This is a genomic window from Streptomyces sp. NPDC001544 (assembly GCF_042894285.1).
Taxonomy (GTDB): Bacteria; Actinomycetota; Actinomycetes; order Streptomycetales; family Streptomycetaceae; genus Streptomyces.
Window position 1 is genome coordinate 134,025 of sequence record NZ_JBIAVN010000018.1, and the last position, 21,703, is coordinate 155,727.

Annotated in this window: 22 protein-coding genes; 8 read left to right on the forward strand and 14 right to left on the reverse strand. The window is 69.4% G+C overall.

All coding sequences use genetic code 11. The annotated features are described in order from the left end of the window. Positions 1-120: 120 nt before the first annotated feature. The 5 genes from ACFY0F_RS32885 to ACFY0F_RS32905 form a co-directional block, all read right to left on the reverse strand. The gene (locus tag ACFY0F_RS32885) at positions 121-1,137 is read right to left on the reverse strand and encodes a DNA-directed RNA polymerase subunit alpha (protein ID WP_388802569.1); all 1,017 of its coding nucleotides are present in this window, start codon (positions 1,135-1,137) and stop codon (positions 121-123) included. 130 nt (positions 1,138-1,267) lie between these two features. Beyond that, positions 1,268-1,537, reverse strand: coding sequence for an acyl carrier protein (locus ACFY0F_RS32890; RefSeq protein WP_388802572.1), 270 nt, complete (start codon positions 1,535-1,537; stop codon positions 1,268-1,270). Between the two features lie 113 nt (positions 1,538-1,650). Further along, positions 1,651-3,246: an acyl-CoA ligase (AMP-forming), exosortase A system-associated gene (locus ACFY0F_RS32895; RefSeq protein WP_388802574.1), complete on the reverse strand. Its 1,596-nt coding sequence runs from the start codon at positions 3,244-3,246 to the stop codon at positions 1,651-1,653. Between the two features lie 186 nt (positions 3,247-3,432). Continuing rightward, complete coding sequence (locus tag ACFY0F_RS32900; protein WP_388802577.1) at positions 3,433-4,446, reverse strand: TauD/TfdA family dioxygenase; 1,014 nt, start codon at positions 4,444-4,446, stop codon at positions 3,433-3,435. Positions 4,447-4,530: 84 nt separating this feature from the next. Beyond that, on the reverse strand, positions 4,531-7,614 hold the full coding sequence (locus ACFY0F_RS32905; protein WP_388802580.1) for a Pls/PosA family non-ribosomal peptide synthetase: 3,084 nt from the start codon (positions 7,612-7,614) through the stop codon (positions 4,531-4,533). A gap of 582 nt (positions 7,615-8,196) precedes the next feature. On the opposite strand from ACFY0F_RS32905, the gene ACFY0F_RS32910 reads away from it, so the two are divergent. Further along, positions 8,197-9,081 carry a prohibitin family protein gene (locus tag ACFY0F_RS32910; RefSeq protein ID WP_388802583.1) on the forward strand — a complete coding sequence of 295 codons (885 nt, stop codon included), beginning with the start codon at positions 8,197-8,199 and terminating at the stop codon, positions 9,079-9,081. Between the two features lie 78 nt (positions 9,082-9,159). Here ACFY0F_RS32910 and ACFY0F_RS32915 read toward each other — a convergent pair whose 3' ends face one another. The 3 genes from ACFY0F_RS32915 to ACFY0F_RS32925 form a co-directional block, all read right to left on the reverse strand. Further along, positions 9,160-9,615, reverse strand: a complete 456-nt coding sequence (locus tag ACFY0F_RS32915; protein WP_388802586.1) for a TetR-like C-terminal domain-containing protein — start codon at positions 9,613-9,615, stop codon at positions 9,160-9,162. 152 nt (positions 9,616-9,767) lie between these two features. Continuing rightward, a complete protein-coding gene (locus ACFY0F_RS32920; protein WP_388802588.1) occupies positions 9,768-10,259 on the reverse strand; it encodes a hypothetical protein in 492 nt (163 codons plus the stop codon). A gap of 37 nt (positions 10,260-10,296) precedes the next feature. Next, complete coding sequence (locus tag ACFY0F_RS32925; RefSeq protein ID WP_388802591.1) at positions 10,297-10,917, reverse strand: hypothetical protein; 621 nt, start codon at positions 10,915-10,917, stop codon at positions 10,297-10,299. 229 nt (positions 10,918-11,146) lie between these two features. Here ACFY0F_RS32925 and ACFY0F_RS32930 point away from each other — a divergent pair, with 229 nt between their 5' ends. From ACFY0F_RS32930 to ACFY0F_RS32940, 3 genes are read left to right on the forward strand one after another with little or no spacing between them, the layout of a single operon-like run. Continuing rightward, positions 11,147-11,815 (forward strand): DedA family protein, encoded by a 669-nt coding sequence (locus ACFY0F_RS32930; RefSeq protein ID WP_388802594.1) that lies wholly within the window; start codon positions 11,147-11,149, stop codon positions 11,813-11,815. A gap of 28 nt (positions 11,816-11,843) precedes the next feature. Continuing rightward, complete coding sequence (locus ACFY0F_RS32935; protein WP_388802597.1) at positions 11,844-12,506, forward strand: response regulator transcription factor; 663 nt, start codon at positions 11,844-11,846, stop codon at positions 12,504-12,506. Further along, positions 12,503-13,885 (forward strand): sensor histidine kinase, encoded by a 1,383-nt coding sequence (locus tag ACFY0F_RS32940; RefSeq protein WP_388802600.1) that lies wholly within the window; start codon positions 12,503-12,505, stop codon positions 13,883-13,885. The genes ACFY0F_RS32935 and ACFY0F_RS32940 overlap by 4 nt, the downstream gene beginning before the upstream one ends. On the opposite strand, the gene ACFY0F_RS32945 is transcribed toward ACFY0F_RS32940, so the two are convergent. Both ACFY0F_RS32945 and ACFY0F_RS32950 read right to left on the reverse strand, forming a co-directional pair. Next, on the reverse strand, positions 13,866-14,777 hold the full coding sequence (locus tag ACFY0F_RS32945) for a hypothetical protein (protein WP_388802602.1): 912 nt from the start codon (positions 14,775-14,777) through the stop codon (positions 13,866-13,868). The two genes, ACFY0F_RS32940 and ACFY0F_RS32945, sit on opposite strands and share 20 nt — an antisense overlap. A 177-nt stretch (positions 14,778-14,954) precedes the next feature. Continuing rightward, a complete protein-coding gene (locus ACFY0F_RS32950) occupies positions 14,955-15,788 on the reverse strand; it encodes a hypothetical protein (RefSeq protein ID WP_388802605.1) in 834 nt (277 codons plus the stop codon). A gap of 185 nt (positions 15,789-15,973) precedes the next feature. Here ACFY0F_RS32950 and ACFY0F_RS32955 point away from each other — a divergent pair, with 185 nt between their 5' ends. Further along, entirely contained in the window at positions 15,974-16,789 is an 816-nt protein-coding gene (locus ACFY0F_RS32955; RefSeq protein ID WP_388802608.1) for a hypothetical protein, read from the forward strand. Between the two features lie 35 nt (positions 16,790-16,824). Here ACFY0F_RS32955 and ACFY0F_RS32960 read toward each other — a convergent pair whose 3' ends face one another. Continuing rightward, complete coding sequence (locus tag ACFY0F_RS32960) at positions 16,825-17,310, reverse strand: TetR family transcriptional regulator C-terminal domain-containing protein (RefSeq protein WP_388802611.1); 486 nt, start codon at positions 17,308-17,310, stop codon at positions 16,825-16,827. A 72-nt stretch (positions 17,311-17,382) separates the two neighbouring features. Between ACFY0F_RS32960 and ACFY0F_RS32965 the strand changes: the two genes are divergently transcribed. The 3 genes from ACFY0F_RS32965 to ACFY0F_RS32975 all read left to right on the forward strand — a co-directional run bounded on the left by ACFY0F_RS32965 (position 17,383) and on the right by ACFY0F_RS32975 (position 19,220). Continuing rightward, positions 17,383-17,589, forward strand: a complete 207-nt coding sequence (locus tag ACFY0F_RS32965; protein WP_388802614.1) for a hypothetical protein — start codon at positions 17,383-17,385, stop codon at positions 17,587-17,589. Positions 17,590-17,679: 90 nt separating this feature from the next. Beyond that, positions 17,680-18,783 carry a hypothetical protein gene (locus ACFY0F_RS32970; RefSeq protein WP_388802617.1) on the forward strand — a complete coding sequence of 368 codons (1,104 nt, stop codon included), beginning with the start codon at positions 17,680-17,682 and terminating at the stop codon, positions 18,781-18,783. Between the two features lie 116 nt (positions 18,784-18,899). Continuing rightward, the gene (locus ACFY0F_RS32975) at positions 18,900-19,220 is read left to right on the forward strand and encodes a GYD domain-containing protein (RefSeq protein WP_388802620.1); all 321 of its coding nucleotides are present in this window, start codon (positions 18,900-18,902) and stop codon (positions 19,218-19,220) included. Positions 19,221-19,227: 7 nt separating this feature from the next. On the opposite strand, the gene ACFY0F_RS32980 is transcribed toward ACFY0F_RS32975, so the two are convergent. The 3 genes from ACFY0F_RS32980 to ACFY0F_RS32990 all read right to left on the reverse strand — a co-directional run bounded on the left by ACFY0F_RS32980 (position 19,228) and on the right by ACFY0F_RS32990 (position 21,577). Further along, positions 19,228-19,524 carry a GYD domain-containing protein gene (locus ACFY0F_RS32980; protein ID WP_388802623.1) on the reverse strand — a complete coding sequence of 99 codons (297 nt, stop codon included), beginning with the start codon at positions 19,522-19,524 and terminating at the stop codon, positions 19,228-19,230. 110 nt (positions 19,525-19,634) lie between these two features. After that, entirely contained in the window at positions 19,635-20,732 is a 1,098-nt protein-coding gene (locus tag ACFY0F_RS32985; RefSeq protein WP_388802626.1) for an AI-2E family transporter, read from the reverse strand. 230 nt (positions 20,733-20,962) lie between these two features. Beyond that, positions 20,963-21,577, reverse strand: coding sequence for a sigma-70 family RNA polymerase sigma factor (locus ACFY0F_RS32990; RefSeq protein ID WP_388802629.1), 615 nt, complete (start codon positions 21,575-21,577; stop codon positions 20,963-20,965). Positions 21,578-21,703 lie beyond the last annotated feature (126 nt).

Sequence of the window (21,703 nt, forward strand, 5' to 3'; positions counted from 1 at the left end):
TGTCCGCATGCCGCGCCGCCGGAGGCGTTCCGCCGGTGAGCCGGGTGCAGTCGGGCGGTGTTCATCGCCGACTGCTCTGCCATCCCGGCTCCCCTGCAACCCCGCAACCCCGCGCAGCGTTCAGTACTGCTCGGTCTCCACGAACCCGGCGTCCGCGTTGTCATCCGCGTCGAAGGCGGCGGCGGTCGGGTCGAATCCGGGCGGGCTGTCCTTGAGGGCCAGGCCCATGCCGGCCAGCTTCGCCTTGACCTCGTCGATGGACTTCGCACCGAAGTTGCGGATGTCGAGCAGGTCGGCCTCGGAGCGCGCCAAGAGCTCACCCACGGAATGGACGCCCTCGCGCTTGAGGCAGTTGTACGAACGGACGGTGAGCTCCAGCTCCTCGATCGGCAGCGCCAGATCGGCGGCGAGGGCGGCGTCCGTCGGGGACGGACCCATGTCGATGCCCTCGGCGTCGATGTTCAGCTCGCGGGCGAGACCGAACAGCTCGACCAGGGTCTTACCGGCCGACGCCATGGCGTCACGCGGACGCATCGCCTGCTTGGTCTCGACGTCGACGATCAGCTTGTCGAAGTCGGTGCGCTGCTCGACACGCGTGGCCTCGACCTTGTACGTGACCTTCAGCACCGGCGAGTAGATCGAGTCGACCGGGACACGGCCGATCTCCTGACCCACCTGCTTGTTCTGCACGGCGGAGACGTAACCGCGGCCACGCTCGACCGTGAGTTCCATCTCCAGCTTGCCCTTGCCGTTGAGCGTGGCGAGGACCAGGTCGGGGTTGTGCACCTCGACACCGGCCGGGGGCGCGATGTCGGCGGCGGTGACCAGACCCGGGCCCTGCTTGCGCAGGTACATCACGACCGGCTCGTCGTGCTCCGAGGAGACGACCAGCTGCTTGATGTTGAGGATCAGGTCGGTGACGTCCTCCTTGACGCCCGGCACGGTGGTGAACTCGTGCAGGACACCGTCGATACGGATGGACGTGACCGCCGCACCCGGGATCGAGGAGAGGAGCGTGCGGCGGAGGGAGTTGCCGAGGGTGTAGCCGAAGCCCGGCTCCAGCGGCTCGATCACGAACCGGGAGCGGAACTCGTCGACGACCTCTTCGGTCAGGGACGGACGCTGAGCAATCAGCACGAGGTGGTACCTCCAGTGTTTGGCGCCCGCTATGTGACGCCGTAGGACACCACGAAGGGTACGGGTTCAACCTCCCAGGAGACCGAACCGCCGTTCCACATTCGGCGTACTCGACCCCGCGGAGCGGTTCTCAGCGCACCTTGGACTCCACGAAGGCCGCCAGCCGCCCGAGGGTGTCGAAGGTGTCACCGACGATCCCGATCCCGATCTCGATCCCGAACCGTTTCTGCAGTGCGACGATGAGCTTGACGACGGTGAGCGAGTCGAGCTCGGGAAGGTTGCCGTACAGTGCCGTCTCCGGCCCGAGGTCGTCGGCCCGGTCCGCGATGTCCAGCGTGACCACCACGACGGCCTTGACATCCTCGAAAATCGCCTGCGAGATCTCTGGCGAGCGAGTCAACGGCTTCTCCTCATCGGTAGGTGAAGAACGGGGTGGCACCGGCGCGCTCAGCGAGCACTGCCGTCGGCGATCGCGGACCGGCTGATCGTGGGGTGCGCGGAGGCGCCTCTCGGTCATGCGGGCTCCTGAGGGCGGGAGGCGGTGAGCTCGTGGCCAAGGAATGCCCGGTCGAACTTGCCGTTCGGCGATCGGGGCAGGACACCGAGGACCACCACCTCGGCGGGCACCATGTAACCGGGCAGTTCCTGCCGCAGGTGTGCGGTCACCGCGGCCGGGTCGAAGCCGGCGGGATCGCCGGGTGTCACCACGAGGACGATCCGTTGGCCGAGTGCCTCGTCCTCGAGGCCGAGCGCGACGGCGTCGTGGACCAGGCCGGTCTCGTACGCCACTTCCTCGATCTCCTGCGGGCTGACCCGGTATCCCGATGTCTTGATCATGTCGTCACGCCGTCCGACGAAGTACAGGAAGCCCTCCTCGTCGCTGACGACGACATCGCCGGACCAGACCGCCAGCTCGGGCGCGCACAGCTCGACCGGACGGTTCGGCGGCGGCCGGAACCGCTCGGCGGTGCGCTCCGCGTCGTTCCAATAGCCCAGGGCGACCAGCGGACCCCGGTGCACCAGCTCACCCGGCTCCCCCGGACCGCACAGGCCGCCGTCCTCCCGGACCACGAGGATCTCGGCGTTCGGGATGGCCTTGCCGATGGAATCGGGCCGCCGGTCGACCTCACGGGGATCGAGGTAGGTGGAGCGGAACGCCTCTGTGAGGCCGTACATCAGGTAGGGCGTTGCGGTCGGGAAGATCGCTCGCAGTTGTTGCAGAGTGACGCGCGGGAGTCGCCCCCCGGTGTTCGCGAAGTAGCGCACCTCCGCCACGGCCTCGGACGGCCACGTCTGGGCCGCGAGCTGGATCCACAGCGGCGGTACGCCGACCATCCCGGTGATGCGGTGCTCGGCGCACAGCCGGACGACGTCCCCCGGCAGCAGGTAGTTGGCGAGCACCACATGGGCGCCGACGCAGAAGCCGGTCGTCAGTTGGCTCAGTCCGGCGTCGAAGCTCAGCGGGAGAACGGCCAGGATTCGGTCCTCTGCCGTGTTGTTCAGGTACGTGCTGACGCTCTCCGCGCCGACGACGAGGTTGCGGTGCGACAGCACGACGCCCTTCGGGGCCCCGGTGCTCCCCGACGTGTAGAGGATCGCGGCCACATCGGTGTCGACGGCGCCCGTCGGAGGGCACACGGCCTGGCACGCGGGCTCGGCGACCTTCGACCAGGGGAGCACGCGGTAAGGGGCTTCCTCGCCCTGCACGGGCGAGTCGCCCAGCACGAGGACGTGGGAGAGTGACTTGCAGGCGGCGAGCTCGGCGCGCAGGGTCCGCAGCCGGTCCGGGGAGGTCACCAGTACCCGCACGGCGCAGTCGTCGATGATGTGCCTCACTTGCCCGGCCCGCAGCACGGGATTCACCGGGACGAACACGCCACCGGCCCGCGAGCAGGCGAACAGCGCCACGACGGTCTCGATCCTCTTGTCGAGGTAGACCGCGACGCGCTCGCCACCGTCGAGGCCGAGGTCGCGCAGGCCGGCGGCCGCGCGCTCCGTCCGCTCGTGCAGATCGGCGTAGGAGATCGTGGTCGTCCGTGCGGTCAGAGCGGGCGCGCCGGGGTTGCGCTGGGCGGACCTCGCAACGAGGTCCGGCAATCCGATGATCATTTCGGCGGATTCCTTTCTGCCGCTTTCGCCTGGCAGCCGGCGCATCCCGGCGCTCTGCCCTGCGCCGGCTCGTCTCCGAGCGCGGGGCCGGGATCGCCCGGGCACTGCACGCGGGGTCTCGCGCGGCGGCCCCGGGCACCGGAGATGCCCGGGAACGGTCGCACGAGGGACGTGGTCATCCGGCGTTCACCTCGCCGGTCCGTTCACCTCGACGGTCGGCGAGCAGTCGGCCAGGCGCACCGGGTCGGCCATCCCGACCAGGACTTCACGCGGTCCGGTGAAGGGCTCCCTGCTGTGTGCACTGCGGATGTTGTCGACGAGCATCAGATCGCCCGCCTGCCAGGGCTCCCACCGGGTCTTGGCCTTGTACACCTCGTTGAGCAGCCGCACGACGTCCTCGCCTATCGGGTCGCCGCCCCCGAAGCGGGTGGTGAACGGCAGCCCCTCGGCGCCGTAGGTGTCGACCAGGAACTCGTGCACCTCGGGGTCGAGCGTCCACTCGTTGAGGAAGGCGATCTGGTTGAACCAGCAGCGCCGCCCGGTGACCGGGTGCCGCACCACCGCGCTGCGGCGCTGCCGGGTGCACAGCCCTCCATCGGGTCGCCACTCGAACTCGATGGCGTTGGCGTGGCAGTATTCCTCGACCGCGCCACGGTCCTCGGTGCCGAACGCCTCGGCGACCGACGTGCCGATCTCCTCGTTGTAGTTACGGACGAGAATCCAGCCCTCCCGCTCGAACCGTTCGACGAGGTCACCGGGCACCGCGTCGAGCACGGCCGTCGAGTCCGCCACACCGGTCTCCCCGCCCCTGGTGGGCGCGGACAGGCACGAGAAGAGCATCAGGCCGGGGAACTCGAGCCGGTAGCTCAGTTCGTGGTGCATGCACATCGGCTGGTTCGGCGGCCACTTCGAGGAGGAGTACACCCCCTCCGCGTAGGTCCGCCGGGAGGCGAAGGCCTCTCTCTCGGTCATCAGGCCGGTGCGGGCAAGTTGCTGGAAGACGGCGACGGTCTCGGCCGTGTCGTGCGGCCCGAGGCCGCGGACCAGGACCGATCCGTGCTCGGCTACCACCGTGCGCAACGCCACGCGGTGCTCGGCTGCCCAGCGCGCCGCGTCGCCGGGAGGCCTGGTGTGCAGGATCGGCGGTTTGCCGGGTTGCAGGTCCACCGCGAGCAGCGCCGCCTGGGAAGAGGCCGACATCTCGTTTCTCCTTGCTTCCTCGATGTCCACTCGGGAAGGAGCCACCGATGCGGTGACACACGGCACGCCCGGTGCCGTCTCGTGTCAGTCGTCGCGGGCGAGCACGGCGGCGCGGTCGTCGAGGCCGGCCCTGCGCACCTGAAGGTCAGCCGGCTGCTGCTCCCGCATCCTCTTGGCCGGGTTCCCGCCCCACAGGGCGTGCGGTGGCATTTCCTCGCCCTTCATGAGGAAGGATCCGGTGGCGAGCACCGCGCCGTCGCCCATCGTCACGCCGTAGTGGACGAGTGTGCCGACACCGAGCGTGCAGCCGGCGCCGATCACGATGTGGTCCGACTTGAATCCTCCGTCCTCCTGCGAGTGGCACTGGATGACGGTGTCCACATTGAAGGTGCAGTCGTCCCCGATGGTGGTGAACGTCCGCTCGGGCACGCGGAGGCCGTCGTCGAAGACCCGGTGGCCGATCCGCACACCCAGCATCCGCCAGATCACGTTCTTGAGCGGGGTGCCGTTGAAGAGGAAGGCATAGCCGATGGTGGTCACCTTCCAGAAGCGTTCGTGCCGCCAGAAGGCGCGGTCGTAGATCGAGCAGCCCTGCGGCCGCAAGGCCTGCAATGGGATGATCATCCGGTCGACCAGGACGTTGTAGACGACGGTGAAGACGAAGATCCCTGTGGTGGCCAGTGCGAACGCGAACGCGCCCAGGGAGGCCCAGAGGTCGAGGGCGGCCAGGTAGAACACGGTGACGAGGAAGATGAGGAGCCAGCGCGTCAGCAGGAACAGCGCCATGCTCATGGTGTTGTAGACGTTCTTGGCCCGCAGGCGCCGGCGCACCTCGTCCTTGCTCGCCACGTCGAGATGCTTGTCACGCCTGACCGACCGCGGGATCTCGAAGCTGGGCGCGCCCAGCAGGCCCACGCCTTCCCGCACCTGTCCCTCGACGGGGACCATGACCTTCGTCGCGAGGAGACAGTTGTCGCCCGTCCTGCCGTGCGCGGTATAGGCGATCAGGTTCCCAAGGAAGTTCTCCGCCCCGATCGACACGCGGGACAGCCGGAACGACGTGTTCGAGAAATCGGCATTGATGATGGACAGCCCGTCCGCGACCATCGTTCCGCTGCCGACCGCGCTGAGGAACGGAGTGTCGTGCTTGACCATTTCGCCGAAGTTCGAACCGGTCTGCCGCACCCCGCGAAGGTCGTAGCCCAGCCAACGCAGGTAGTGGATGACGTAGGAGGTGCCACCGAAGAGGTTGAGGTAGAACTTGCTGTTGCTCGTGCGGGCGATCGCGCGGTGGACCCAGTAGTGGAATCCGTACAGCGGGTAGACCTTGTCCGGCTTGATGAATCGGTTCAGCACGCGCGGGAAGGTTCCCACGAACACGAGGCCGACGAGTACGGCGCCGAAGAAGGGCACGGCGGATACGACCAGCGCGTCGTCGCGGTAGAACGCCCAGCTCGTGAAGGAGACCGGCCCCGCGGCCGACAGCGTGACGAGCTGCGGGATGTTCCTGAGCGCGAGGACGGCGATGACGAACGCCAGCGGCGTGCCCACCAGAAGCAGGTTCATCAGCTGCACGGTCGCGAAGAGGACCCGTCGCCGGGTGCTGACGTCCATCGTGGGGATCCGCTGGCGGTCGGCGTCGGTCCGCTGCGCGGGGGAGCCGCGCCAGTGCTCCCCGTCGGGCACGGTCTGTCCGGCGTGCAGCGAGGAGGAGTGCCCCAGTTGGGACCCGTCACCCAGCGAGGTACAGATGTCGAGCACCGTCATCTCGCCGACGAGCGCGTCCTTGCCGAGGCTGACCGCGCCCGTCTGGATGATGCCGTCATAGGCCCGGTAGCCGTTGAAGAACGAATCCTTCCGGATCACCGCGCCGTCGCCGATGCTGAGCAGGTCGGTGCACACGGGCACGTTCCTGGAGAAGATGACGGCGCCGCGCCCGACCTTTGCGCCCAGTGCCCTCAGGTAGAGCATGTAGAGCGGTGAACCGACGAACAGCGCCATCGGGTTCCGCTGGACCAGGGTCTTGACGAGCCAGAAGCGGAAGTACGCCATGCTCCAGACACGGATCTGCTGCTGCTTCCACCGGCCGATGAGCAGCCACTTGAGCAGGATCGGGAGGGCGCAGAGACCGAGGAACATCGCGGCGCCGTACGCGACCGCCCGCAGGTAGATGTCGAGCGGGGCCGGGCCGGCCGAGACCCATTCGTAGCCCTTCACCGCGACGATCACCGTAAGGGCGGGGTAGCCGAGGAGGAACAGGAGCTGCAAGGCCCCGCAGAGGACGTACTCACCATTGCGCGCCCGCCTCGGCGGCTCACCGGGAGTCGGCGGAGGTGCCGGCTGCGCGACGGGCCTGGCTTGGGTGTCGGTTTTGGTGAGAGCGGCTGCAAGCCTTCGAACCGTCGGATGCTTGTACACGTCCGGCATCGACACCGACGGCAGATCGGCCTGCTTGCGCACCCGCGCACAAAAACGGGCCATCAACATCGAATCGGCACCGAGGTCATCGAAGAAGTTGCTGTCAACCGACACCTGCCCGTCACCCACGACATCGGCCAGCACCTCCGCGAAACGCTGCTCACACGTGGCCAAAGCGATCCCATTGCCGACCGGAGCAACGGCCGAGACATCGTCGGCGAGGGCGGCTGCAAGCCTTCGAACCGTCGGATGCTTGTACACGTCCGGCATCGACACCGACGGCAGATCGGCCTGCTTGCGCACCCGCGCACAAAAACGGGCCATCAGCATCGAATCGGCACCGAGGTCATCGAAGAAGTTGCTGTCAACCGACACCTGCCCGTCACCCACGACATCGGCCAGCACCTCCGCGAAACGCTGCTCACACGTGGCCAAAGCGATCCCATTGCCGGCCGGAGCAACGGCCGAGACATCGTCGGCGAGGGCGGCCGCAAGCCTTCGAACCGTCGGATGCTTGTACACGTCCGGCATCGACACCGACGGCAGGTCAGCCTGCTTGCGCACCCGCGCACAAAAACGGGCCATCAGCATCGAATCGGCACCGAGGTCATCGAAGAAGTTGCTGTCAACCGACACCTGCCCGGTGCCCAGGATATCCGCCAGCACCTCGGCGAAGCGTTGCTCGCATTTGGCCTGCGTGATCAGATCGCCGGCCGGGTCAGCGGTAAGGACTTCGTGAGAGTTTCCCATTAGCTGGGTCCCTTGCATAATGAGAGTTGTCGATGCAGGCGCGCTGAACTGAATGGACAGGGTCCACGCGCTTGCACGGACTGCTATGGGAGCCGGTGCCGGAACAGAGTCAAGTGATCACCCACCTTGACCGTGGCGGATTTGACTGGCCTTGCTCAACGGTCTGATCCGGCCGACTAGATCGACAATATTGCTTGCGCGCAACACTTCCCCGGACCGCAGCGGCAGCCTGAACAGTGGCCGCCGGAAAAGAAAACCACGGTGTTTTTTCAGGGTACGACCGTGCGCAGTACGTGCAAGGGGGGAGGGGAGCTGACGCCCATCCGGGCACGCAGTTGCGGGAGCGGATGCGGCTGGAGGCGGCCAAGCGCCGCGGATCATTGAGGCCTGCGGATCACTGAGCTTCGACGCGCAGGGCTCCCCCGCCGTCGGCGGAGGTGCCCGAGGTCCCAACCCACCGGCACAGGAGCCCTGTTGGCCCTGGATCCGGGATGTGTACAGCCCGACACCTCGGATCGCTACGATGCGCCGGGCCGCGCCCGGGGGGCGCGGAATCGTTTCCGGAGGGGGATTCCTGTGTTCGTGCTGTCCATCCTGCTGTTCATAGCCGCGGTGGTGCTCCTTCTCGTCGGCCGCGGCCGCACCGCCGCGGGCCGCTGGAAGCTCGGGGCGGCGCTCAGCGCCGTGGCGGGCGTGCTGGCAGCCGCCTTCGCCTGTGTCCATGTCGTGAGCGCCTACGAGGTCGGCGTGCCGGTGACCTTCGGCAGGATCGGAACGCCGCTGACCTCGGGTATCCACTTCAAGTCACCGTTCACCGACGTCACGTCCTTCTCCACCCGCCCGGTGGACCTCGACCTCAACGACAAGGACGTGGTCGAGGTCCGCTCCTCGCAGGGCGGCGTGCTCTACGCGGACGTCACCATCAAGTGGGCCGTGGTGCCGGCCAAGGCGGTCGCGCTGTACCGGCTCGCGGGCAGCGAGGAAGCCGTCCAGGAACGGCTGGTGGTGCCGGACAGCCGCGAGATCATCCGCAACGTCTTCGCGAAGCACACCAGCGAGGAAGGTTACGCGTCCGCCCGCGAGCAGATCGGGTCGGAGATCGCCGACCTGGTCAGGAAGCGCCTGGCACCGCGCGGCATCGACGTCACCTCCGTCAACCTGCGCAATGTGAGGCCGTCGGAGAAGCTGCAGGACCAGATCGACAAGAAGATCCAGCAGGAGCAGGCCACCGAGCGGGCCACCGAGGCGGCGCGTACGGCCAAAGCGCAGGCGGAGCGCAAGCGGATCGAGGCGGAGGGCATCGCCCGCGCCAACAAGATCATCGAACGGTCGCTGAGTGACAAGGTGCTGTACAACCAGTGCCTCGATGCCTACAAGGAAGCAGCGAAGGCCAACCCGGTGTACGCGGTGCCGTGCGGTACGGACTCGGGCGGCACGCCGGTCATCGTCGACAGCGGCAAGAAATGACGCCTCCGTAGGCCTCCGTAGGCCTCCGTAGGTCCTGTCCCGTGCGCACGGCGGGGCAGGACCGGTTCCGTAGTGGGTTCAGCTCTGGCGCGGGACGCCCAGCGTTTGTACGAGCTGGGCGAGTTCCTCCTGGAAGAGCTTGTCCGGGCTGGTGGTCTGGGAGTGCATGTGGCCGTAGACCTCCAGTGAGACCAGGCCGTGCAGGTGTCCCCGGATACGCAGGGCGAGGGCGACCGCTGCGGGCGGCACGTCGGGGAAGGCGGGGCGCACCTTCTCGAGGAGCCCCGGGTCGAAGTCGGACCAGTCGAATGCGCTGTCCTCGTAACGGTGCCGGGCGTGCGGCCATGCGGCTGTCGCGAGTGCGGTGAGCCCGGTACAGACCCGGCGTGCGGCATCCGGGGCGGGGCCGCCTTCGGGGGCGCGGTATCCGGGGACGGGGTCGCCGTAGATGAGCCGGAAGCCCTGGGGGTTCGCCAGGGCCCAGGTCCGGAAGGCGGTGAGCTCGCTCGTTGCGGCCGGCGGCTCGGTGTTCATCCCGATCGGCCGCTTCCTCGGCTTCGTCCGGTTCGTCGCGCTCAGCGTGTCGCTGTGGCGGCACGACGGACGAACGGGTGATCCTCCCGGCGCGGACGTGCCACGGCGTCCGTGAGGCCGACGCGGGAATTGCGCGCCTGGTGCCCACGGGGTCAGTTCGTTCGGGTGTTCGGCAGGTGCGGCCCGATATAGCCGACGATCACTTTACCGGTGGCGCCGGACGTGTCGTCGTAGAAGTGTATGCGCGGCGCGATCCGCCCCTTGTTGTCGATCTTTATGTGCGCTTCCATGAACACCTTGCGCGAGGCGTCGACTTCCGGTGGCACGGAGAACATTCTGTGCTGCCGGAACTTCTTGTCGTTGCGCACGGAGTCGGACTCCACCATGGCCACACGGGTCACCGGATAGGTGCGCATACCGTGGGGGGCGGCCTCGCAGAAGTCCCGGAAGGTCCCGCCGAACCTTTCGCCGCCCGCGCTGCAGGCGCCGTAGGAATCCAGCGCCAGCAGCGCGTCCCATGCCTTCGGCGCCCAAGCGGAGCTCTTCATGTCGTCGTCGAGGTCGGCTGCCTTGCTCTTGTCGTAGGTGAGGATCAGATGCCTCATCCGGTCGTGGGCCAGCTCGTTCAGTTCGGCGAAGGACATCGGCGCCGGCTCCTCGGCGGGAGGCACGTACATGTCCTCAGCCCGGCCGGTCTTCACCGCTCGCCGCTGCGGCACCGCCTCGCGCACCCTGCCGGGACAAGGTTTTCTGGGCCAGGAGTTCAGAACCGTTTACCTTGCTCAAGGCCGGGGCACTGCCGGCGTTTTCTTCGACGACCCATTGCAGGATCTCATTCACGCCGCGAGAATCCACCAGGCGCAACTGGAGCTCGGAGACATCGGGCAGTGGGGTGATCCTGCAGCTCCACTGCCCTTCTTTGGCGACAGAACAGGGCTCGTGCGACGGCCACAGCGTGTCGTCTTTCACGTTCCTCACGAAAGCCCAGATAGATCTTCCCTGCAGAGCGCCGTCGTACCTCCCCGAGACGGCCAAGGTCGGGTCCTGCGAGATCTCACCGTCGGCGGGTGTCACCACCTCTGCCGTCACTTTCTGAGGGTAGGACGCTTCTTTCGCGTCCTCTCCGAAGCCGATGGCTTTGGTGATCGCCGGGTTGGCGGCGAGCAGCGTGAAGAGGGCGGACAGCAGTCCCGCGATGGCAATGGCCAGCGGCGTATGATCCTGCACCCATGCCGAGACACGGCCGCCGCTTCCGTCGACTCGGCCTCCGGGATCGGTATCGCCCTCCGAAGACGCGGTCATTTCACTCCCACCCATCCACCCTCCCTGTCGGAAAAATACCAATCCAGAGGCACACACAGGCGGTCGAGTCCGAAAATGCAATTGAATGCTCTTGGTTATTTGCATTTTTACGCATTCATATCACTTGTGACGGCTTCATCGTCGGCGGGAACGTTCCCCGCCCACCGCTCGTCTACAGTGAACGGAACGTCTACACGACTGTAGTCATTCGAAGGGAGGCTCCAGGCCGATGACCACACCGCTGCTCCTCGCCTCGCAGTCGGCCGTCAACCTGCTGGACGCGCGGTCGCTGCTGGCCGCTTTCGGCGTCCTGGGCGTCGGCGTGGTGATGTTCGCCGAGACGGGGCTGCTGGTCGGCTTCTTCCTCCCCGGGGACTCACTGCTGTTCACCGCGGGCCTGCTGTGCACCGGTACGGCCGACCGGACCGTGCAGTTCACCCTGGGGCCGCTGCTTCTCGCGGCGGCCACCGGCGCGCTGGCCGGCGCGCAGTGCGGCTATCTCATCGGCCGGAAGGCCGGCGGGGCCCTGCTCGCCCGCAACCGCTCGCAGCGGCTGCGGGAAGGAGCGCGGCGGGCCGAGGAGCTGCTGGAGCGGTACGGGTACGCCAAGGCGGTGGTGCTGGCCCGCTTCGTGCCGGTGGTGCGGACGGTGCTCAATCCGCTGGCGGGCGCGCTGGGCGTGCCGGTGCGGACCTTCACCGTGTGGCAGGTGGCCGGCGGTCTGGTGTGGAGCGTCGGCCTCACCCTGGCGGGGTATGCACTGGGTTCCTCGATCCCGAACGTGGACCATTACCTGCTGCCGCTGGTCGCCTTGATCGTCGTCGTTTCGGTGCTCCCTCTGGCGGCCGAGGTTCTGCGTTCCCGCCGGGCTGCCGGGGCGCGGGAGGAGCGCGGGTGATCGAATCCGGAAGAGCCGTTGGAGAGCCATGCGCCACAAGATCCTGGTCGTCGAGGACGATCACGCACTGCGGGACGTGCTGCGCCGCGGCCTGGACGACGAAGGGTACGACTCCGTCCTCGCCTCCGACGGCGCGACCGCCCTGCGGCTGGCCACCGCCGACGTCGCGGCGGCCGTCCTGGACGTCGGGCTGCCCGACGCCGACGGGCGGGACGTCTGCCAGGCGATGCGGGCCAACGGATTCCTCGCCCCCGTGCTCTTCCTGACCGCACGGCACCAGCTCACCGACCGGCTGTCCGGCTTCTCCGCCGGCGGCGACGACTACCTGCCCAAGCCCTTCCACCTCGCCGAGCTCGCCGCCCGGCTGCGCGCGGCCCTCAGACGGACCGCACCGGCCCCGGCGGCCACCACCGGGGACCTGGTCCTGGACGCGGTCGGGCACAGCGTCACCGTGCACGGTGTGCGCGTCGCCCTGACCCCGACGGAGTTCCGGCTGCTCGCCACGCTCGTCGCCGCGGCCGGCAGCACCGTACGCCGTCGAGAGCTGGTCCGGGCCGGCTGGCCCGAGGGCGCACAGGTGAGTGACAACACGCTGGACCAGTATCTGACCCGGCTGCGCCGCAAGCTGCGCGAGGCGGGCAGCACGCTGACGCTCCGTACGGCCCGCGGGGTCGGACACCACCTGTCATGAATCCCGACCGTGCCCTGCGCCGCCTGGCGCCCCGCACGCTGCGCGGCCGGCTGTCTCTCGTGGCACTGACCACCGCCGCTCTGCTGATGACCGTCCTGACCGTGGTGTTCAACGCCGTGATGGACCGTCACCTGCAGCACCAGGCGGACGACGAACTGCGCAGCCGGGCCGCCGCCGTGGCCACGACCGTCGACACCAGCGGCCCCCGGGTGCGCGTCCTGGAGACCGTCAACGACCGCCTCCTCGACGCCAACGTGTGGATCTACGCCGGACGGCGACTGCTCGAGAAGCCTCCGTCGACCATGGCCGACAGCCCGTTGACCCCAGCCGTCGACCGGCTGGCCGTACAGCGCGCGCCGGTCTGCGAGACCGTCCGCCCCCACGGTCTGCGGCCCGTCCGGCTGTGTTCCCGGCCCGTGCCCGGCCCCCGTGCCACCGCGACGGTCGTCACCGCCCTGGACCTCGGCCCCTACCGCAGTTCGGCCGACACCCTGCTGCTGGGGTCACTGGTCCTGGACGCGATCATGCTCGCCTGCACCTACGCGCTGACCCGGCTGGCCGTCGGCCGGGCGCTTCGCCCCGTGCGGACGATGACCGACCAGGCCACCCAGTGGAGCGCCGTGGGCTCCGACGACCGCTTCGGCGCGGCCGAGCACCCGGCCGAACTGGCCCGCCTGGGGGCGTCACTGGACGCGCTTCTGGACCGCATCCGCACCGTGCTGCGCCACGAGCAGCAACTGACCGGTGAGCTGTCCCACGAACTGCGCACCCCGCTCACCCGGATCATCATGGAACTCGACTGGTGGCGTGCCCGCCCCCGGACGGCCGCCGAGACCCGCGCCACCCACGAGACGATCGCCGACGCCGCCCAGTCCATGCGCACGATATGCGACACGCTCCTGGACGACGCCCGCGAGAACGCCCTGAACGCGCCCACGGCCCCCGGGACGACCGACATCGTCCCCGTGCTGAGCCGCCTGGTCCGGCACGTCGACGCGGCGGACCGGGTGAGGGCCCGCGTGGAGGCCGGGGCCCCGGTGCTGGAGGCGGGGGTCGCCCCCGCGCTCCTCGAACGCATCGTCAGCCCCCTGCTCGCCAACGCCGCCCGCTACGCCCGCTCCCGTGTGACCGTGTCGGCGCGGCGCGGGTCGGGCGCCGTGCTGATCGACGTCGTCGACGACGGGCCCGGGGTGCCCAAGTCGTTCACCGGCGAGCTGTTCCAGCCGGGCCGGCGGGCCGAACCGGACGACGGACACGACGGCGCGGGCCTCGGGCTGCCACTCGCGCGACGCCTGGCCCGCGCCGTCGGCGGTGATGTGTCGTACGACCCCGGGCACACGCCAGGGGCCCGGTTCACGGTCAGCCTGCCTGCCGGGTGACCGTCTCCTCCGCGGCGGCCCGCGGGACGGTGGTCCGGCGTTCCCGCACCTGGGCGTAGGCCATCAGGCCGAACAGGACGGCGAGCAGGACGGCGGACGAGCCCGCGGTGCCGAGGTCCAGGCCGCCCTTGGCGACCGGCTTGGTGAGGAAGTCGCCGGCGGTGGCGCCGAGCGGGCGGGTGAGGACGAAGGCGATCCAGAACAGCAGCACGTTGGGGACCGCGGGCACCTTCATCAGGGCGAGGAGCACCAGCAGCACGCCGGTCACCAGGGCCGCGCCCCCCAGGTAGCCGAGTCCGGAGCTGTCGGACAGGAAGTCGCCCATGGAGGTGCCGAGAGTGTTCGAGACGAGGATCGCCGCCCAGAACAGGGCCTCACCGCGGAAGGTGACGATGTCCCGGATCTGGAACGTCATCCCGGACACCTTCCACACCGCGAAGATGACCAGCAGGATCGAGATCAGGATCGCGGCGCCGGTCGGGTAGCCCAGGCCCAGTCCCTGCGGGCCCCAGCCGAGCGACTTGGCGCCGTTCGACAGGAACTTGGCGCTGGCGTCGCGGTTCATGAAGTCGGACATCGTGGTGCCGGCCATGCTGGTCGACAGGATCACGGTCCAGTAGAAGAACGGGTTGTAGTGCGAGGAGCGGAGCTGGACGACCAGGGTCACCACGAAGACCAGGAACAGGGCGATCGTGGTGAGGAAGTAGCCGATCTTCAGTGTCTGCGCGAACAGGTCACCCGCGGTCTCTCCCAGGGTGGTCGCGGCGATCTTCATGATCCAGAACGCCAGGGTGACCTCGGGCAGCTTCTTCATCACCGACTTCGTTCCGCTCGGCGCCGACCGGTGCGTACTGGCGACGTCGAGATCGGTGACGATTTCCGGATTCTCCAAGGCTGGGTACTCCTGTTTCCGTGGGGGGTACGGCAGGGCGCCCGTTCCCCCCGAGGGGAACGGGCGCCCTGTGACATGAACCGACCGTGAGCGACGGCCATGGCCAACTGACTCTGCCAGTCAGATCCTGAACGCATCCTGAACGTCTTCGACGCTGGTCAGAGCGTCAGAGGGCCGTCAGAGGGCCGCGGCACCCTCCGGCTCGGCCACGTCCTTGCGCGTCACCGTCAGGTACACCACCAGGCCGAGGATGACCGCCAGGAACAGCACGCTGGTGACGACGGTGCCGAAGCCCAGGCCGCCGTCGCCCGCCGGCTGGGCGAGGTAGTCGCCGATCGAGGCGCCGAGGGGGCGGGTGAGGACGTAGGCGATCCAGAAGCTCCCCACGGCGTCCAGCCCCAGGGTGAAGTGGGCCACCGCCACCGCCGCGATGGCGAGTGCGAACAGGAGCGCGGAGAGCCAGTAGCCGAGGTCCATGCGCTCGGAGAACAGGTCACCTGCAGCCGTTCCCAGGGCGAAGGTGAACAGCACGGCGAGCCAGTAGAAGGTCTCCCGGCTCGTGGTGTCGATGCTGTGGATGGACAGGGTGCGCTCACGCCGGTACCAGACCACGAAGACGACCGCGAGGACGATCGCGAAGACCGTGGTGGTCGTCTCCAGCGGGACGCCCATGTTGTCGGTGAGGTTGTCGCTGATCAGCGTGCCGACCACACTGATCAGGGCGACGGCGAGCCAGTACACGCCCGCCCGGTAGGTGCTCGTCCTGAACTGCACGACGAGGACGACGGCGAGCAGCACGCTCATCAGCACCGACACGCCGGTCAGGCCCAGCCCTGCCTTCTCGTTGAGCAGGTCGGCCGCGGTCTCGCCGACCGTGGTGCACAGCACCTTGATGATCCAGAAGTAGACGGTGACCTCGGGCACCTTGTTCCAGTACGGGCGGCGGGCGTGCCGCGCGGGGGCACTGCCGGCCAGGGCGACTTCGGGGGTTTCGGCCATTTCGCGGGTCATGGAGCCCGACCGTGCCAGCGACTTCCTGAAAGCTTCCTGACCGCCTGGGGACGGGCGGCTCGTCCCGGCGCTGTTCAGGTTGCTTTCAGGCTCGGGCCGACTTCGGCAACTGATGCCACAGAAGCACCAAAGCAATGGCAAAGGGGCCTGGGCCGCGCGGCGTTCACCGTGTCATCGTGCGGATCATGACCGCGAAGCACGCCCTTGATGACCGGCCCCTCGTCTCCGTACGGCAGATGGCGAGCAAGGTGCCGGAAGTGACCGTCTACTTCTGGATGATCAAGGTGCTGACCACCGGCATGGGCGAGACGGCGTCGGACCTGCTCGCCCGTCTGCTCGGCCCGGTGCCGGCGGTCGCGCTCGGCGGTCTCGCTCTCGTGGCCTCCCTGGCCGTGCAGTTCACGCTCCGCCGGTACGTCGCCTGGGCCTACTGGACCGCCATCGTCATGGTCAGCGTGTTCGGCACGATGGCCGCCGACGTGCTGCACGTCGGCCTCGGCGTGCCCTACGCCGTGTCGACCCCGGCCTTCCTCGTCGTACTGGCCGCGGTCTTCGTCCTCTGGTACGTGAGCGAGGGGACGCTGTCCATCCACAGCATCCGCACCCGCCGCCGGGAGATGTTCTACTGGGCGGCCGTCCTCGCCACCTTCGCCCTCGGCACGGCCGCGGGCGACCTCACCGCCACGGTCGGCTTCGGCTATCTGGGGTCGGTCGTCCTCTTCGCGGCCGCCATCTGCGTGCCCGCCCTGGCCCACCGCTTCGGTGCCCTGAACGCGGTGACGTCCTTCTGGACCGCGTACGTCATCACCCGCCCGCTCGGCGCCTCCCTCGCCGACTGGATGGCGGTCGGCCACACCCGTGGCGGGCTCGGCCTCGGTCTGGGGCCCGTCACCCTCGCGTGGACGGTCGCGATCATCGGCTTCGTCGGCTTCCTGGCGGTCTCACAGCGCGATGCGCAGGGCGATGTGCGGCGCGATGTGCAGAGCGACGCCGTTGCCTGATCACGGTCACCGAGGAGGACCTCGCCGGCCTCGCGTCAGCTCCCGACCGCTCCGGCGATGAGTGCCTGCAACTGCTCGGCGGTGCGGTCGAGCGGCTGCGTACTCCGCTTGGCGCGGCACAGGGCGACCGTGCCCTCGGCGGCCGCGACGACGAGCGTCGCGAACTGCTCGGCCTGCTCGGCGCCGGCGCCGTGCGTCCGCAGCGACTCGGCCAGCAGGCTCTCCCACTGGCCGAACACCTCGGCGGCGGCCAGGGCGGCCGGGATCTCCTCGGCCGGGGGTTCCTCGATGGCCACGGCCAGCACGGGGCAACCGGCGTGGAAGTCGCTCTCGACGACGATGGTGCGCCACAGCGCGAGAAAGGCCCGCAGCCCCTCGGCCGGTCCCGCCTCCAGCTCCCTGCGCAGGGTGCGGGCGACCCACTCACCCGTGTAGCGGACCGCTTCGGTGGCCAACTGCTGGTTGCCCTCGGGGAAGTAGTGGTACGTCGAACCGAGCGGCGCCTTGGCGTGCTTGGCCATCTCCCGGATGCTCGTGGCGCTCAGGCCACGCCGGCTGATCATGTCGGCGCCGGGCTGACGGTCTCCCTGCGGATGGGCTATCACCGCCCGGTCCCGCTGGAGACACCGCTGCGGATCGTCGCGCGCGTCACCGGCACGGACGACCGCAAGGTCTTCGTGAGCGGTTCGATCACCGCCAGGGCGGCCCCCGGCACGGACCTCGTCACCGCCGAAGGGGTCTTCGTCGCCCCGGACCTCGATCGCGTCCGCGCGCTGTTCCCGGGTCTGCGACAGGCCTGAGCCACGGCCGCGCCCCCCTTCCCCGTGTGATGATGCACGGACAACGGCCGGCCCTGGGGAGGGTCAGGTGGGGAAGGGGCGGCAGCGCGCATGGGCAAGGGTGGGGCGTCCATACCGGACGAGGAGTGGGAGCGCTTCCTGAGGGAGGCCGAGGCCGGGATCGAGGGGGCGCCCAAGGAGCCGTCCGCGAGGGCCCGGACGGTGGCGCGGCGACTGCGGGAGGAGACCGGCCCGACGGACGGGTGGCGGACTCACCGTCCGGTCCGGCGGGCGCGGCGCACGGGCTGGTACGTGGCGGGTGTCCTGGTCGCGGTGGCACTGCTGGTCGCGGCACTGGCGCCGGGGCGGGTGGCCGGCTGGTTCGGAGTCGGGGGCGAGGACGGCGGGAACGCGCCGCTCGCCGCGGAGTCGAAGCGTCCGGACAAGCCGCCGGCGACCGAGGCGGCCACCCAACTGGCCACACTCGACCAGCCGTTCAGGGGTTCTCCCGCGGCGCGATGGGCCGACGGGACGGCGGGCATCAGCCTGCCCGCGGCACGGGCGACCGGCTGGATGACGAAGGCTCAGGTCGCGCAGGCACTCGACCGGACCCGGGACTTCCTCGCCGAGTCCAGTCTGGATCGCGGTGTGCTGCGCGGGGAGCGGCCGCGGAAGGCGATCGCGTTGATCAATCCGCATCAGCGGGACGTCCAGGACTACCTGGCGACCGCGTTCGGCACACCCAGCCGCAAGAACGATCCCCTGCTGCTGTTCAGCCGGTTCGAGAAGGCGAAGGTGCGGCTCGTCGGTGACGTGGTCAAGACCCGGGGACGCGTCACGTACCGGGAAGGCCGGCGCGGTGCGCTGGAAGTGACCACGGATGTCACCTACGTCTATCCGGTGGTGCGCGCCGCGGTGGGCAGCGACGAGGTCGTGCGCACCATCGTGCGCCGCGAGGTCGTGATGAGCTGGGACGACCCGGGGAAGATCGTCACCGAGCCGGGGACGTTCTCGCTCGTCTCCTACAAGGTGGACACCACCAACGGCGGTTGCGACACGTTCACCGGCTACCTCACCCCCAAGTTCGCCGCCGATCGCGCCACCTCGAGCCCGGGAGACGGCGCCGAGATCGACCCCTACGACCGCAGCAAGTCGATGGACACGCGGATGCGGGAGAACGGCGACGCCGGATGCGGGACCGCCACACGTGAGTGAGCGGCGTCCGGTCTCCGGGCCGGACGGGTGAATCCAGGCGGGCGGTGAGTGGCGGCCGGGGTGAGAGCGGGAAGGGCCATTCGGAACACCGGACAGCGATGGGCGGGAGCGTCCCCATGCCGAAGTTCCTCATCCAGGCCACCTACACGCCCGAGGGCACCAAGGGGCTGCTCAGGGAAGGCGCGAGTGGCCGCCGCGCCGCCGTGGAGCAGGTCGTCACCGGTCTCGGCGGGAAGGTCGAGGCCGTCTACTACGCCTTCGGGCAGGACGACATCGTGCTCATCATCGACCTCCCCGACGCGGTGTCCATGGCGGCTGTCAGCCTCACCGTCAAGGCCAGTGGAGGCCTCCAGACGCGGGCCACCCCCCTCCTCGGCGTCGACGAGATCGACGAGGCCACCCGCCGGCAGGTGGACTTCCGCGCGCCCGGAGCATGAGCGGCCGTCAGCCGGCGGCCTTGGCGATGATGCCCTCCATTTCCTCCCGGTCGAAGGCCCGCAGGGTCGAGGTGCGGACGTTGCCCACACCGCCGAGCTGCAGGAGTGCCGCGGTGGCGGTCTCGTCGTCGGGTGCCTCGACGACGGCGACGAGGTCGTAGGCACCGACGGTCCAGTAGATGTCCACGAGCTCCGCACCGAGCTTCTGCACCGCCGCGCCGAAGGCCTCGGCGCGCTTCGCGGTGTCCTTGTAGTTCCGGACCCCTTGGTCGGTCCAGTTCAGCAACGCGATGAACGTCGGCATGTTCTTCCGCCTTCACGAGAGAAATACATCCCGAGGACAATCCTGGTCGTGTCAGGCGGAATCCGCATGAGGGGCACGTCCGGACGGGCACCTCCGGCACGACCCGGTCCTCACTCCTTGTGGGCGGCGCGGCCGGACGCGGTGTCGTCGCCGCGCATGGGCACTTCCAGGGGACGGCCGCCGCGGTGCTCCCAGATGTCCTTGAGGACCACTTTGATCATGCCGGCGACGGGAATGGCGAGGAGGGCGCCGAGGATGCCGGCGAGTTCGGCGGCGATCAGGATGGACAGCAGCACGGTGAGCGGGTTGAGCTGCACCGTGCGGGACAGGATGACCGGCTGCAGGAGATGGTTCTCGACCTGCTGGTAGACGATGGAGAAGACGACGATGCCGATGCCGGCCGGCACCGAGTGGACGAAGGCGGCGAGCCCGGAGACGACGGCGCCGAGGGTGGCGCCGACCATGGGGATGAGGTCGGTGATCGCGACGAAGAGGGCGATCAGGCCGGCGAACGGCACCCCGGCCACGCGTAGCGCGGCGTAGGTCAGCAGCCCGCAGATGAGGCTGATCAGCAGGTTGCCGGTGAGATAGCCGGTGACCGACCGGGCGCAGGCGGCGCCCACCCGGCGGATGCGGGCCGCACGGGGCTCGTCCACCAGGGCGAGGGTGCCGTCGATGATCTTGGGCCCTTCCAGCGCCATGAGGTAGGCCAGTACGAAGATCGTGAGGGAGCCCGCCGCGGTGGTCGCGGCGCCGCGGACGAAGGCCAGGGCGGGAGTGCCGAGGCCGGTGGCGAAGTTGCGGATCTGCCCGCGGTGTTCCCGGACGTACTTCAGGGCGTGGGTGCGTTCGAGCAGGTCCCCGATCGGTCCGCGGCCGGCGCGGGCGTCCTCGATCAGGCCGGGCAGTCGGGCCGCCAGCCGGCCGGCCTCCTGGGCGAGCGGGGTCACGAACAGGGCGACCAGTCCCGCGAGGACGACGGCCGTGACGAGGAACACCAGCAGGGTCGCCACCGCCCGGCGGCAGCGGGGCAGGCGCCGCTCGACCTTGCCGACCGCGGGGTGGAGGGTGACGGCGAAGAACAGCGCGATCACGGTCCACACCAGTACCCGCCGGACCTGCACCACCAGCTCGAGCGCGAGGTAGGTGGCCAGTACCAGGCCGATCGCCGTGAGGATGGTCCGGACCGGCACGGGTCGGGACTCCATGGTCGGTGAATGCCCTCCGTTCCCAGTGGCAAACGGCCCACGGCGCGCGCGTCCTACGGCGCGGCGGCTTACGGCGTGGGCGTCCTACGGCATGGGCGTCCTACGGCACGAGCGATCTCGGGGCCGCCGAGCGATCGACGACGACGCGCTTCACGCCCTCAGCGTATGCAGGCCCCGCGGGTGCCGCACGTCGCTCGGTGCGGCACCCGCGGGACGGGCCGGCCGGATGATCAGGCCGCCAGGGCGGCGGGTTCCTCCGAGTCGTCCAGCAGGTCCATCAGGGTGGCGCGAGCCCGGGCCACTCGGGAGCGGACCGTGCCGACCGGGCAGTCGCTGACCTCGGCGGCCTCCACGTAGGGCAGGCCGAGCAGCTGGGTGAGGACGAACGCCTTGCGCCGGTCGTCGGGGAGCGCGGTCAGCAGGTCCAGCAGGACGATGCCGTCGTCGAAGCCCGGCAGGTCACACGGCTGGGCCAGCTCGACGGCCAGTTGCCAGTCGGGGGTGTCCGCCCGGCGCGGCCGGGCGGCGGCGTGCCGGTGGCTGTCGACGACCGCGCGGCGCGCGATGGACAGCAGCCAGGACCGGGCCGAGGAACGCCCCTCGAAGCGGTGCAGGCTGCCGAGCGCCCGCAGGAACGTGTCCTGGGCCAGATCGTCCACGGCCTGGGGGTCGCCGCAGAGGTGGGCGACATAACGCCGGACGTCCCGGTCGAGGGCGCGCACGAACCGCTCGACCGCGTCGGCGTCACCGCCTCGGGCGGCCAGCGCCCATGCGGTGATCGATTCGTCGAGTGCCGCCGTTCTGTCGCTTTTCGCGCGGGCGGCGGGCAGGGCAGAGGTCATCACCTGGTGTCCTTCTCGGGTCGACCGTGATCCGGAGGGCGCGCCGCAGCGCACGGTCCGGTGAGATGGGGAGGCGGCCTACGCCGGTGCGGCGCCCTGACGCCGGTGCGGTCGTACGGCCGTGGCCCG